General features: G+C 36.4%; 18 protein-coding genes, 1 tRNA gene and 1 pseudogene. 11 read left to right on the plus strand and 9 right to left on the minus strand.

What is annotated here, in order from left to right:
* Nucleotides 1-2 precede the first annotated feature (2 nt).
* The 5 genes from mobV to JX304_RS07415 form a co-directional block, all read right to left on the minus strand.
* Nucleotides 3-1,184: a MobV family relaxase gene (gene mobV, locus JX304_RS07395; protein ID WP_205011922.1), complete on the minus strand. Its 1,182-nt coding sequence runs from the start codon at nt 1,182-1,184 to the stop codon at nt 3-5.
* A gap of 174 nt (nt 1,185-1,358) precedes the next feature.
* A complete protein-coding gene (locus tag JX304_RS07400; protein ID WP_205011923.1) occupies nt 1,359-1,841 on the minus strand; it encodes a hypothetical protein in 483 nt (160 codons plus the stop codon).
* Nucleotides 1,842-1,845: 4 nt separating this feature from the next.
* The gene (locus JX304_RS07405) at nt 1,846-2,670 is read right to left on the minus strand and encodes a phage replisome organizer N-terminal domain-containing protein (protein ID WP_205011924.1); all 825 of its coding nucleotides are present in this window, start codon (nt 2,668-2,670) and stop codon (nt 1,846-1,848) included.
* Between the two features lie 9 nt (nt 2,671-2,679).
* Nucleotides 2,680-2,958 (minus strand): DNA-binding protein, encoded by a 279-nt coding sequence (locus tag JX304_RS07410; RefSeq protein ID WP_205011925.1) that lies wholly within the window; start codon nt 2,956-2,958, stop codon nt 2,680-2,682.
* Between the two features lie 49 nt (nt 2,959-3,007).
* Nucleotides 3,008-3,307 carry a hypothetical protein gene (locus JX304_RS07415; protein WP_205011926.1) on the minus strand — a complete coding sequence of 100 codons (300 nt, stop codon included), beginning with the start codon at nt 3,305-3,307 and terminating at the stop codon, nt 3,008-3,010.
* Nucleotides 3,308-3,472: 165 nt separating this feature from the next.
* Between JX304_RS07415 and JX304_RS07420 the strand changes: the two genes are divergently transcribed.
* The gene (locus JX304_RS07420; RefSeq protein ID WP_205011927.1) at nt 3,473-4,015 is read left to right on the plus strand and encodes a helix-turn-helix domain-containing protein; all 543 of its coding nucleotides are present in this window, start codon (nt 3,473-3,475) and stop codon (nt 4,013-4,015) included.
* Between the two features lie 61 nt (nt 4,016-4,076).
* Entirely contained in the window at nt 4,077-5,237 is a 1,161-nt protein-coding gene (locus JX304_RS07425) for a tyrosine-type recombinase/integrase (protein ID WP_205011928.1), read from the plus strand.
* 104 nt (nt 5,238-5,341) lie between these two features.
* Here JX304_RS07425 and JX304_RS07430 read toward each other — a convergent pair whose 3' ends face one another.
* From JX304_RS07430 to JX304_RS07440, 3 genes are all read right to left on the minus strand, one after another.
* Nucleotides 5,342-5,584: a type B 50S ribosomal protein L31 gene (locus JX304_RS07430; RefSeq protein WP_021153079.1), complete on the minus strand. Its 243-nt coding sequence runs from the start codon at nt 5,582-5,584 to the stop codon at nt 5,342-5,344.
* Between the two features lie 160 nt (nt 5,585-5,744).
* The gene (locus JX304_RS07435) at nt 5,745-6,329 is read right to left on the minus strand and encodes a lantibiotic ABC transporter permease (RefSeq protein WP_205011929.1); all 585 of its coding nucleotides are present in this window, start codon (nt 6,327-6,329) and stop codon (nt 5,745-5,747) included.
* A 94-nt stretch (nt 6,330-6,423) separates the two neighbouring features.
* Nucleotides 6,424-7,368 (minus strand): DHH family phosphoesterase, encoded by a 945-nt coding sequence (locus JX304_RS07440; RefSeq protein ID WP_205011930.1) that lies wholly within the window; start codon nt 7,366-7,368, stop codon nt 6,424-6,426.
* Between the two features lie 136 nt (nt 7,369-7,504).
* Here JX304_RS07440 and JX304_RS07445 point away from each other — a divergent pair.
* From JX304_RS07445 to JX304_RS07485, 9 genes and pseudogenes are all read left to right on the plus strand, one after another.
* Nucleotides 7,505-8,242, plus strand: a pseudogene (locus JX304_RS07445) (DUF3114 domain-containing protein); the annotation flags it as partial.
* Nucleotides 8,232-8,789 (plus strand): hypothetical protein, encoded by a 558-nt coding sequence (locus tag JX304_RS07450; protein ID WP_205011931.1) that lies wholly within the window; start codon nt 8,232-8,234, stop codon nt 8,787-8,789. The pseudogene JX304_RS07445 and the gene JX304_RS07450, both read left to right, overlap by 11 nt.
* Before the next feature lie 13 nt (nt 8,790-8,802).
* Nucleotides 8,803-9,507 carry a hypothetical protein gene (locus tag JX304_RS07455; protein WP_239649422.1) on the plus strand — a complete coding sequence of 235 codons (705 nt, stop codon included), beginning with the start codon at nt 8,803-8,805 and terminating at the stop codon, nt 9,505-9,507.
* 181 nt (nt 9,508-9,688) lie between these two features.
* Complete coding sequence (locus tag JX304_RS07460) at nt 9,689-10,411, plus strand: hypothetical protein (RefSeq protein WP_275576587.1); 723 nt, start codon at nt 9,689-9,691, stop codon at nt 10,409-10,411.
* Between the two features lie 116 nt (nt 10,412-10,527).
* Nucleotides 10,528-10,971: a flavodoxin gene (locus JX304_RS07465; RefSeq protein WP_009730912.1), complete on the plus strand. Its 444-nt coding sequence runs from the start codon at nt 10,528-10,530 to the stop codon at nt 10,969-10,971.
* Between the two features lie 63 nt (nt 10,972-11,034).
* Complete coding sequence (locus JX304_RS07470; protein WP_205011932.1) at nt 11,035-11,307, plus strand: chorismate mutase; 273 nt, start codon at nt 11,035-11,037, stop codon at nt 11,305-11,307.
* Nucleotides 11,308-11,353: 46 nt separating this feature from the next.
* On the plus strand, nt 11,354-12,517 hold the full coding sequence (locus JX304_RS07475) for a chloride channel protein (RefSeq protein ID WP_205011992.1): 1,164 nt from the start codon (nt 11,354-11,356) through the stop codon (nt 12,515-12,517).
* Nucleotides 12,518-12,639: 122 nt separating this feature from the next.
* Entirely contained in the window at nt 12,640-12,987 is a 348-nt protein-coding gene (gene rplS, locus JX304_RS07480; RefSeq protein WP_003016418.1) for a 50S ribosomal protein L19, read from the plus strand.
* Nucleotides 12,988-13,029: 42 nt separating this feature from the next.
* A tRNA-Arg gene (locus JX304_RS07485) sits at nt 13,030-13,101 on the plus strand.
* Nucleotides 13,102-13,153: 52 nt separating this feature from the next.
* Here the strand turns inward: JX304_RS07485 and JX304_RS07490 are convergent.
* On the minus strand, nt 13,154-13,345 hold the full coding sequence (locus JX304_RS07490; RefSeq protein WP_014713231.1) for a hypothetical protein: 192 nt from the start codon (nt 13,343-13,345) through the stop codon (nt 13,154-13,156).
* Nucleotides 13,346-13,385: the final 40 nt, after the last annotated feature.

The following is a 13,385-nucleotide window of genomic DNA, read 5'->3' on the forward strand; positions in this document are numbered from 1 at the left end:
CCTTACATATTTTTATCCATAACCTTATTTATTTGTTGAACAACTGAAACTATTAATTTAATTGGATTTAGTGAATTAACTATGAGTAACTGGCTTTTGAAAAGAGGAGTAGAAGTATGTTTTTTTGCGAATTCCCGCCACCGTTTTGATTTGACACACATTATTCTGAATCTTTCCAGAAGCTTTTTATACTTATTCTGTAAAGCTAGTTGCTTTTTGGTAAGTTCAGAAATGTGCCGATCCTTTGAGATTACTATATTTCTATATTTTTCTCCCTTTGATTTCTCTATTATCATCTCATTCCTTAATTTAAATATATCTTGTTCAAGTTTGGCTACTTTCATTTCCTTGTCCAAATAACTTGATTTAATCTTATTATAGGATTCAGGATCCATTACAATCTGCTCTTTACCAAAGGGGAGTTTTTTCTTTTTTATAGCTAATTCATTATCCCAATTTTGCTGAATTTTATCATTTGATTCTATTACTTTGGTAAGTTCACCAAGTTCTCTTTTATTTTTTATGAGTTCATGTTGTATGTTTGCTAATTCATGTTTAGCATCATTCACTTTTTCTGTTTTTTCTTCTAACTGATTTTGTAAATCTTTATATTCTTTTACTGTAAGGTGTTTAGCAGTGCTACCTTCTTTCCCCCTATGAATATCATATCCATTTTCATTTAAATATTTTGGCAAATCATTTTGAATTTTGAGAAGTTCTTCTCTGTTAAACATCTGTTTTGAAGATAATTTACCCTCTACCATTGGAACTATACCTAAGTGCATATGAGGAGTACTTTCATCCATATGTACACTGGCAAATGCAATATTTTCTTTACCATATCTCTTTTCAAAAAAATCTTTAGAAGTTTCAAAAAAGCATTTAATTTCTTCATTATCTAATTTTTTGAAAAAAGAACTGTCAGATGTTATGATCCATTCATTGCACAATACCGCATCCTTTCGAATAGATCGACTGCCTACTTTATTTTCATCAATGAAATCAGTGATTTGCTTTTTATACGTTAGTTCTTTGTTACGATCAGTTAATTCATAATTTAGATGAGTTTTTGAAGGATCAATCTTTTTATTGCTATGATTTTTAAATATACGCTCATTGTGATAGTAGATCCCACCTAAGTTAGAACTCTTTAGCTTTTGCATTCGTGCTACAATTTGGCTCATTTTTTGCTCCTTTTTAAATATCTTATAAGTATTTAAATAGATTATATAAATTAAAATAAACAGCTATTAAAGTTCAGGAATCTATTTAAGATCAAGCATACTTCCAAGTGAAGTATAACGCACTATACTTTACCAAATGGTAAAAGTGCGTTACACATGCAAGCATGTCGAGAATCACATAGATTCTATTAGACTATCCAGGAAAGATGAAGCAGATTTATAATTGTTTTCTTTTACCAATTTTTCTAACTTATCTCTATTTGATGGTTTTATAATAAACTGGTATTGTTTTTTCTTTTCCGTTTTATGATAGTTGTTTTCATTAGCTGAACATGCATCGGACTGTCGGGGCATATTTGTAACTCCTTTACTAAGAGATTCAAAATCAGTAGATATCCTATAACTTAAATAATCTTTATCATAGATGTCGATATAATCGAAAATGTTTCTTTCTGAGATAATTAATTTGTTTCCAAATTGAACGGGATAATAAAATTTCTCCTGTCTAATTTGAGATACTGAATCATAAATAGATTCATTTGAACAAAATAATATATCTTTAATTTCTCGTAAATCAATGCAAATGGTATCATTTTGAGAAACCTGTAAAGACTTATTAATTAAGAATTTTATTAGTTCATTACATTTTATATTCATGATGTTATGATCTTTCTTTGTAATGATCAGAAGCTACCTTATGGGCTCTTAGTTTTTCTTCTTGTCGTCTCTCTTGAATGAGATTTTCTATCATCTTAAACAAATAAGCTAATGGACTTTCTGTGGTTGAAGGAATCCTGTCAATTAAATCCATGATCTCATTACTTTGTATATAATTTGATTCCAGGTACTTTCCAATCTTCATTTTTTGAGAGTGTTTTAAAACAAAACCTTGGGGATACATAAAACGATCGTTATATTTATCAGCAATGACTTGAACTAAGTTATAGTAATTTTCACCTATAAAATTTTTCTTTTTTGAAGTATTATTTTTAGGCTCTTCTAGAACTAAATATCTATTCTCTAATCTCTTATCTCTAATCTCTAGACTCTGGTGGAGATTTGTCGGACTTTTGTCGGACATTTGTCCAGATAATAAAATATTTTGTTTTTCGTTAGCAATTCTATTTCTATATTCTCTTTTGCGATCGGCTTCTGTTGTTGTTTTCCCTATAAAGTTTTGAATATCCATCATATAGATTGCACCATTGTCCAACACCTCAATTAACTCAAGCTCCTGGAACAAATGTAATGCTTTTTCGACAACAGCAACGGGTTGCCTTGTCATAGAAGCTATTAACCATGGATTGTAAGGAATCCTATCTCTATACATCAATTTACCCTCATTCTTTAAACTTTTTAAATATAACTTCAGAAGGATATTTGAGTACTTTTCGCCATCAGGTTGATTTTCCAAGAGAAGTAGTTCTTCAGTATCAAAAAAATCTTCTTTCAACCTCATGTAATAATATTTTTTCGAATCAGACATACAGCAACCTCATCTTTCAAATCTATGTAGCCATTCAGTCACTTTACGCTTATCATATAAAGTAACTCCGTCAATAACAATGTGGGGCATTCCTTCACGTTGCCATTTAATAATAGTGGTGGTAGAGACATCTAACCAGCGACATAAACCCGCCATACGCACCATAGGTTTATAGAGTTCTTTATCTTCTAGAGCTTTTTCTATTGCACTTTGTAGCATGTTGTCATATCGAGCAAGTAATTTTTTTTCTGTTACTTTTGGGAGTTGAATTGTAAAAGCTTCTGACATTTTTAAGTTCTCCTTTTCTATAAATCGTTTATTATGACTTTGCACATTTTTATTCTTTAGGTTTCTCTCTTGAGTGTTTTAAACGTTCAGCGATTGTATTACGTTGTTCAATGGTAATCCTACGTTTTTTCTTCGGAAATACATTAATTGAAAAATCATTGCCAATCTTCATATTTGCTTTGAGCCAAATGATTCTGTTGTTTTCTTTCTCAGATTCTAATACTTCATATGCCTTTGAAAGCTTCATTACCTTTTGGATGTGAGGATAATAACTGGTTTCAATGCTCCATTGTTTATCTCGTGCATCATATTTAATAAATGTTTCTTGATCTTCTATTGCGTAAGCCATTTCTGACTCCTTTCTATATTTTATAAGCTCCGAAAGTATTGACTTTTGTATAACTTTAATACAAAATACATTTTAAAACACTTTTGTATATTTGTCAAACGTTTTTTGTATTTCTGATTGAAATTTTGTATTATTTGTGTTATTTTAGTTACAAAAGGAGAAATTATGAATACAAAAATTCCATATTTAGTAGCTTTAAGTGGTAAAACACTAAAAAAGATTAGTGAAGAAACTGGTATAGCATACCCAACATTGTCAAGCTATAATCAAGGTGTGAGAAATCCTAAAAAGAATAATGCGGTTATTCTTGCAAAGTATTTTGGCGTTTCTGTCGGGTATTTACTTGGTGATGAAGAAGATCCAAATTTAATAAATCCAGGAGATGAATCCTTGATAAAATCTTTTTCAAGAATTGCTAAAGGAAGTTCAAATTTAGATAAGGTAACAGAATGGACACCTTTTAAAGACGATGTTAGTTTTGTAAAGACAATGCTTTTATCTACTCCAACACTAGAGAAGAAAATCGATGAAATCTTTGAAGGTATAGAACCTTGTATTATTCAAGCTCTTAAACAAAGAATTAAAGAAGTTGCTGAAGAATTTCCTTATACCATTAATCAGAGTAGTGATAAAAAGTCTAAATATCATTATGTTTGGGAAGCATGGATCAATTCTGACGAATACAAGCAATCAATTAAGAAAAAATAATTGACTGATATTTCTTTATTTTATAAGCTCCGAAACCATATAAAATAAAGGAGAAATTTAGATGTCAATTATTAAATATAAGGCTAAAAAATCAAAGACAGGCTACCTTTATAAAGTTAGAATTTATAGAGTGATAGATGGAAAGCGTCATGACTTCTTTAAAAGCGGGTTTAAGACGCTTAGAGAAGCGAAGCAGTACGAAACGTTGATGATGCAAAAGAAATACTCTGGGGAGCTCACGGAGCTCCTGAGTGCTTCAAATAAGTCCTTTATGGATGTTTTTGAGGAATGGTTTAAAACATATCAAGATACAGTTGAATTGACTACAAGTGTTCGTACGGATGATTTATTTAGGCTTCATATTCTTCCTAGTTTAGGTGAATTTAAAATTTCTAAAATTACACCATGGCAATGTCAAGAGCTAATTACTGAAAAAGGTAAGACTTTTAGGAATATTAAGCAGATTAAGTCATACATTAGCCAGATATTTGAGTTTGCTATTAAAATGAAATTAATTAGTGATAATCCAGTAAAAGGAGTGGTTCTTCCAAAAAGGGAGAAGATTGAATCACAGAATTATTTTACAGTTCAAGAGCTACATCAATTTTTAAAAATTGTAAAAGAAGAAGAGACTTACAAAAATTATGCTTTATTCAGATTATTAGCTTATAGTGGGTTACGAAAAGGGGAATTGTATTCATTGAGGTGGTCTGATTTAGATTTTGATAATCAGATACTATCAGTGAGTAAGAACCTAGGTAGAATTAATGGAAAAGCACTAGAAAAAAGCACCAAGAACAAATTCTCGGTGCGTCAGATAAGGTTAGATCAAGATACAGTAGATATACTTTCTGAATGGAAACGACAATCATTAAGAGAAAAAGGGAAATTAACTGTCACTCTTTTAAATCTTGGTGAATCGTATATGTTTACTTTTATTAATCGAAACGGTGAGGAAGAACCGCTTTATCAGGATTATATCAATAGTATTTTAAAAAGAATTATTGATAAACATGGTTTAAAGAAAATCACACCTCATGGTTTCAGGCATACTCATGCTACACTAATGATTGAAATCGGTATTGATCCAGTTAATACAGCGAAAAGATTAGGGCATGCAAGTAGCCAAATGACTTTAGATACATATAGTCATACAACAGCAGTAGGTGAAGTAAAAGCTATTAATAAGTTTGCAAATTATATGAACGGGTGGAAAGACTAATTTTCCAAGACGGTACCAAAAACGGTACTAAAAAGAAAAAAGCCAATTCCAATTTCTTGGAAAAGGCTTTATTTTCAACGTTTTTAAGTTCGTTATGCGGTTTCTTATTTGAGACCGTATTTTTTGTTGAAACGATCCACACGTCCATCTGCTTGAGTGAACTTTTGACGTCCAGTGTAGAATGGGTGTGAGTCTGATGAAATTTCAACACGGATCAATGGGTAAGTTTCACCTTCGAATTCAACTGTTTCGCTAGAGTACTTAGTTGAACCGCTGACGAACTTGTAACCAGTAGTAGTGTCCATGAAGACAACAGGGCGATATTCTGGATGGATATCTTTTTTCATTTTGCAATATTTCCTTTCTGCCATGGTCTCTTTCCGAGCCATAGATTGTTACTTAGCTAGTGTACCAAATTTCTAGGATCTTGACAAGTATTTTCACTAATTTTATTTAAAATAATGGTCAAAAAATCACCTTGGCTAAGCCAAGGTGATTCTGATATTATTATTGTTCAGATTGATTTGGATCTTTTGGTGCTTCAACCGGTTGATCAGCTTGTCCCTCAGTATGTTCGTGAGTTTCTTTTTTGATTTCATCTACAGCAGTTTTTACAGTAGAAGTTGTCACACGTCCAACAGATTGGGCAAATCCTTTACCTGATTCAGCAAGTTCTTCGAAGGTTCCTTTAGTGATTTTACCACCTGACATCGCCAAGAGACCAGTCACAACAATAGCGATAGATGCGATCAAAGCAAGGATCAAACCAAAACCAATTGAAACGCCATAACCATTGAAGTCAACAGCGTACTTGTTCACACCGAAGACATCGATCAATGTTACAATAGTTGAGAGAGCTCCTGCTACGATAACACCAATTGCAAGACCTTTTGGTAGTGAAGATTTTACATCGTTCAAGCAAGCAAGGACAATCGCAACGACTGCGAAGATAATAACAAACCATCCATCTCCGCGAAGGCCATTCCAGCTGTATGAACCAAAATTTCCAGCATTCAGGCTTGCCCATGGCAAGAAAGAGCTAAGAATCGCTACCGCAGCAGAGATAATGATAAACAAACGATTTTTTTCCATAATAAGTCTCCTTAAAATTTTATTAGCTTTATTTTACCACAAGTGAACGTATATGAAAACCCCATGTCAAGATAAAAAGGCTGAGAAACCGTTCTCAGCCTTCGTTTTGTCGAGCCACTTCTTGTAGCTCTTGGTAGATTTGGTCATTTTCTTCAAAAGAGTAGGAGTTAGCTCCACTAGCTAGTGGATGACCACCACCATTATGTCGTTTGGCAATTTCGTTAATCACTTTTCGTTTGCTACGCATCCGGACACGGAAGTGACCGTCAGGCTGCTCGACAAAGATAGCCCAAACAGATACGGTATCGATGCGTCCAGGAGCACCGACAATGGCAGCAGTCTCAGAATCACGTAGATCAAATTTCTTTAAGAGCTCTTGTGTCAAGGTCACACGCGCAGCGCCATGTTTATCGATCTCGAGATGGTCGTAAACATAGCCTTGAAGCTTAGCTGTCTTGAGATTGATCGTATCCATCTGACGAGCAAGTGCTGTAAAATCAAAGGGAATGCTTCGAAGGAAGGCAGCAAGCTCAAAAGTCCGAGTCGAAGTGGCAGGATAAAGGAAGCGCCCAGTATCGCCGACAATCCCAGCATAGAGGAGACGCGCAGCACTAACTGGAAGTTCGAGATCTAATTCCTTAGCAAAAAGTGCAATCAACTCGCTGGTAGAGCTAGACTCGGTATCGACCCAGAGCAGATCACCATATGCATCATCATTTGGATGGTGGTCGATCTTGATCAGGAAATCACCCGTCGTATAGCGCTTGTCATCGATGCGGGGAGTATTGGCCGTGTCACAGACAATCACCAAAGCCCCATCATAATCTTCATCCTTAACCTCATCCATTTCAGCAAGCCAAGTCAAGGTCGGCTCATCATAGCCAGTTGCCAATACCTGCTTTTGAGGGAAGTGCGCACGCAGGAGATCCCGCAAGCCCACTTGGCTACCAATCGCATCCGGATCCGGATTCTGGTGACGGTGGATAATAATCGTGTCATAAGCTTGAATCTTTTCAAGAATGTCATTCATTACGTTCATACAATACCTCGTTTTCTTAGTCAATTTTAACATAAGAAAGGCCCATCCAGCAAGCATTTATCACTATCTAGGGACTGTGGAAGCGGTTTTACATGGTTTAGATATTTTGGTAGAATAAAATTATTAAACTATGTTCTTCTTCCGCTATTATCTGGATCGCCAAGCAATTTACTATATTCGCAGTCATTACGAAGGAGCAAATGATTATGAGAAACTGTTAGCATATGGTAAAGAAAACGATATTGAATTTGATTATACAACGGGCTCTAACTTCCATAACCGCTTTAAGAAATCAGATAGTTTCCAACGTCCTTATAATATGAAGGTTCAAGTCCCTAAGGGGAATTCATCTAAAGACAAAGATTTAAACAATGCACGAATGGTGGAATTTATAGTTAATTTGGATACCGGCGAGTTTGAAAGTCAATGGGATGCTTATGACAAGCACAAACTTCCAAATGGTCACTATGATTCCAACCCAGATCATTATTCTGAAGATGAATTGAGGGAAATCGCCAACACGGAGTCTTTTAACTATGGCCCTTCAACAGGTCAAAATTCCGATGTTACAAAATTTTATATAGGAAAACATGGAACGCTCGATGTGGATGGTACGCCAGAGCCAGCCACTCGAGTTAGAGCTAAAGAGTTCTTCCGTTATGAAAAAGATTTGGGTAAAAAGGATGAAAAGACAGGAAATGTTGGTCAATTTGCGGATATTGTGAGAGGAGGAGGACATGAGGATTATGAAGCATGGCAAAAAGTTCCAGATGAAGATAAACAAAAAGTTTATAACGATTATATTAATTGGGCTGGTGACGATTATAACGGTATCTTGGATTATTTTAAAGAAAAACATCTCTTTGGATATTAGTCAAACCGGCTATGAAAGAATGCAAGCCCGTCAATTTGTTACAGTTCAGGATAGTAGATATCCCGAAGATGAGGTTAGTTTTAACTTAAAAACTCATGAGCTTTATAGTTCTACTAATGCTATAAAAAATGGGAAGATTTATGTGAATAGCGTATACACGCCAACTGTTCTGTATAAAAGTAAACTGGAGGACATGGTAACATATGGAATTATGAATATTCCAATTACAAAAAGGGATATTTTGGATCATCAGTATACGTTGGAATTTAAAGCAAGTAAATTTATCAATCAAAATAATCTTTCTGATATAAAAAAAGGTTATATAGAAAATTATTACGTTTATGATAAGATGAGTAAAGTTCGTGTTACCTATAACAAAGAGTTTCTTCCCATAAAACTGGAAGGATATTATGAAAAAAATGGTGAAATGAGTTGGAATACGATTCGCACTTATTTATACCCATTCAAAAACAAATCTGACTTCGATAAGAAATTAGATGAGCAAATCCAGCTGATCAAAGAGTTTGAAAGCGAAAAAGAAGATTAGTCTATAGAGCGATATGAAAGTATTAAATAATTCATTAAAGTTAAAAGCTCTATCGAAGAACCATCTTCTCTTAATCGTGGTAGTCATAATAATAGCGGCTGTTTTAAGTTTCCAAATAGTCAATCATATTCAACAGCAACCAACGGATACTTATGATATTTTACAGAAACAGCGATTTGTTTTTGTCCAAAATCAAGATGATTTAGATCAAGGAAACAATACGGGAGCAGGATTTGATCTGCAAGCAGAGAACCTATTTGTGTCTAATAGCACTGTAATTAAAAATAATAAATTATATGGTAAAAGTGGAGTCTATACGACTAAAGGATTTTATAAACGTGCACTAAATGGTGGAATATCATCCATATTATTGAATTTAAAGGTTACGCCCGAGGAGATTGAAAAGCATCATTTTCAGATTGAAAGGGATCCAGAATCTTTAGTTAATAAAAAATTTCTAAAGGAGAAGTATCCACCAGAATTTGAGTTGCAGTATAAATATCGGGAGAAGAATCAATTTTCCAAAGTCCGAATTACCTACAACAAAGAGTTTTTACCAACAAAAATAGAGTGGTATTACAAAGGGCAAGAAGGACTTAAATGGTATACTTGGCAGTTTTATTCATATCCATTCAAAAACGAGACCGATTTTAATAAAAAGCTAGATGAAGAAATTGAAACTATTAAAGAAATTCGAGAGGAAAACAAGGGTGATTAACATGCTTTTGAAATAAAGCTGAGCTTATTAAATGCTTGGCTTTTTGAATAGGATATGTCCTTCCTTTAGATAGATATTTTGCTTGAATGAAATCATTCAACAATGAATTTATGATGTAGATGAAAGCACTGGTCATGTAGGTTAATTTGCAGATATTGTAAAAGGAGAAGGACTGAAGATTATGAAGTATGGCAACGAAATACAAAAGGGATGTCAGAAAAAGAAAAAGTGGAAGAGTATAATAAATATAAAAGTTATGCTAGTGGCATTAAGCCTAGCGATCGCAGGTATAATAAGTATACTCGTAGCGCAGAGTACATCAAAGAACATAACTAATACTCATTCAATATTAATAAATAAGCGTTTTATTGAAACTCAAAGCATTTCAGATGATAATAAAAAAATATCAATCAGTGCGGGTTTTGATTTAAAAGAACAAGAATTTTTTTATTACCATGGTGCTGCAATAAAAAATAATAAATTATATGGTGGTAGTCAGGATTATAGTGCTGCTGAGTATTATAAAAGAGCATTGGATATTGAGCTCACTTCAGCACTTTTAGATCAGCAGATTAGTATTAAAGATATAAAAGATTCCAACTATCAAATCACCCGTTCAACTAATTTTTTCATCGATAAAAAACTATTAGAAGAAAAGCATCCCCCAGAATTTGAAGGAAGATATTCTATCAAGGATAGTCAGTTTTCCAAAGTCCGTATCACCTACAACAAAGAATTCTTACCAACCAAAATCGAGTGGTACTATAAGGGACCAGAAGGCCTCAAATGGTACACTTGGCGCACATACTCATACCCATTAAAAAATAAGGCTGATTTTGATAAGAAGTTGGATGAAGAAATCAAAACTATTAAAGAAATTCAAGAAGAAAACGAGGGTGATTAGAGTCAATCGGTCCAATTTCTTGAAACAAGTCCCTTCTTTCATCTTCTCAGGAAAGGTTTCGTGCAAAATGCTTGAAAAAATGGTATAATACGGAAAATAGATTTTGGGAGGAAATTATGACTGTAGCGAAAATTGTTTTTGCTAGTATGACTGGAAATACTGAAGAAATTGCAGATATCGTAGCGGACAAATTCCGTGATCTTGGTGTAGAAGTAGACGTGGATGAGTGCACAACTGTGGATGCGGAAGACTTCCTTGAAGCCGATATTGCAGTGGTTGCGACCTATACTTACGGCGATGGAGAGCTTCCAGATGAGATCCAAGATTTCTACGAAGATTTGGCTGGCCTTGATCTCAAAGGCAAACTTTACGGTGTTGTAGGATCAGGGGATACCTTCTACGATGAATTTTGTAAAGCTGTTGATGATTTTGACCGTTGCTTCGCTGCGACGGGGGCTGAAAAAGGTTCTGAGTGTGTCAAAGTTGATTTGTCTGCAGAAGACGAAGACATTGAAAAATTAGAAGCCTTTGCAGAAGAACTCGTAGCCAAAGCAAATTAATGATAAAGAGGCTGGATCGATGGATTACAGCCTTGATTTATATCCAAAATAAAGAGGAGACACATGGATTTAGATCAGATTCGTAAGGACATTGACCAGATTGATCAAGAGCTTGTAGCCTTGCTGGAAAAACGGATGGTTTGTGTCGGTCAGATTGTAGAATATAAGGAGCAGCAGGGTCTACCTGTGCTCGACCAGGGAAGGGAAAGAGAGGTGCTAGAGAAGGTGGCTTCTCTCGTGGATGATGAGCAGTATCGTGCGACCATTCAATCCCAGTTTCAAGATATGATGAAGCGTTCCAGAGACTACCAAGAGGAGGTGAGGGCGCGTGACTAGTCTATCTATCAAGCAAAAAGCACAACAATATGTGGTCCTAACAGGGATGGCCCTCTTCATCGGTCTCTTGGTCGGTGCCATTGACATGATTTTTGGTCAAGGATTGCTCCTGATCGGAGATGTTCGAAGCCAGCATTGGCCCTTGATTCTTTTCCTGGCTTTAGCAGGGCTTGTCATCGTTTATCTTTATAAACGTTTTGGTGGCAAGGCTTCAAAAGGGATGGGATTGATCTTTGATGTCGGGCATGCGCGTGAGGAGGAAATCCCCTTGGTCTTAGTGCCTTTGATCATGCTGACGACCTGGATGAGCCACCTCTTCGGTGGTTCGGTCGGTCGGGAAGGCGTAGCGGTCCAGATCGGTGCAACCCTTTCGCACCGTTTTGCTCGTCATATCAAGATAGCCGATGCTTCGCGTATCTTTCTCATGACAGGGATGGCAGCCGGTTTTGCCGGGCTCTTTCAGACGCCGCTAGCAGCGACATTCTTTGCCCTTGAAGTCCTGACCGTTGGGGAGTTGCAACTGATTGCTCTCTATCCAGCCCTTATCGCCTCGATCGTGGCGAGCTTTACCTCTCATGCCCTGGGCTTGGAGAAATTTGCTGTGCCACTAAGAGAAACGCTGAGCTGGACACCAGAGACCTTGATCAAAGTCGCCCTTCTTGGCTTGGCTTTTGGCCTCGCTGGGAAGCTCTTTGCAGTTAGCCTTTCTTGGTTGAAAAAAACAGTCGCGAAAGTACTGCCTAATCCGTATATTCGAATCGTGGTCATTGGGGCTGGACTCAGCTTGGTCCTCTTGACCCTCCAGCTGACCAAGGTTGGCTCTTATAGCGGACTCGGAACCAATCTGATTGATGTGGCTTTTCATCAGGGTAGTGCGCAGAGTTATGACTGGATCCTCAAGCTCCTCTTTACCGTGGTGACCATCTCTGCTGGATACCAAGGAGGAGAAGTGACACCGCTCTTTGCGATCGGAGCTACACTTGGCGTCTTTCTTGCTCCTCTGCTGGGCTTACCCGTCTTGGTCGTGGCTGCTATTGGCTATGCCTGTGTTTTTGGCAGTGCGACGACGACCTTGCTCGCACCGATCTTGATCGGAGGGGAAGTCTTTGGCTATGCTAATCTACCATTCTTTGTCATTGCCTGCGCCATTGCGTATTGCCTACCAAAAGAGTGGAGCATTTATTCCGGTCAAAAAGTTGCAAAAAAGTAGGGAAATAGCTTTACAAACCTGAAAATATCTGATATGATAGTTTTTGTGCGTAATGGAAGCACAAAAATACAGTTTATCCGCTGAGGGAGGTCCCTCAAGATTGACGAAGATAGGAGAAAATAATGAATCCATTAATCCAAAGTTTGACAGAAGGTCAACTTCGTACTGATATCCCTGCATTCCGTCCTGGTGACACTGTTCGTGTTCACGCGAAAGTTGTCGAAGGAACTCGCGAACGTATCCAGATCTTTGAAGGCGTTGTGATCGCTCGTAAAGGTCAAGGACACACTGAAATGTACACTGTTCGTAAAATCTCTAACGGTGTCGGTGTTGAACGTACATTCCCAGTACACACTCCACGTGTAGAAAAGATCGAAGTTGTACGTTACGGTAAAGTACGTCGTGCGAAATTGTACTACCTTCGTGCATTGCAAGGTAAAGCAGCTCGTATTAAAGAAATCCGTCGTTAAGACGAACAAGGAGGCGGGAGTGATCTCGCTTCTTTTTTATCTGTCCCCTTAGTTCAATGGATATAACAACTCCCTCCTAAGGAGTAGTTGCTGGTTCGATTCCGGCAGGGGACATATGATCTATCTATCTATTTTCTTATAACGTAGCAAAAAACAGTGAGCATGATCACTGTTTTTCTTTTAATGTATAGGCGTAATTGGTCATATTGATAGCATGCTTTAATCGCATATTCATTATATCCGATACACCATTTTTATATTTATCCACGGCTTGAGTAGATACGCCACAGTTTTTGCTAATAGCATAGGCTGTGGCATTGTCTAAGAGCCAGCGGATTGCTTCAATATCTACTGACATATATTACCTCATAAAATACCAAAACATGAATAGAAGTAGA

The organism is Streptococcus parasanguinis (genome assembly GCF_901875555.1).
Lineage (GTDB): Bacteria > Bacillota > Bacilli > Lactobacillales > Streptococcaceae > Streptococcus > Streptococcus parasanguinis_H.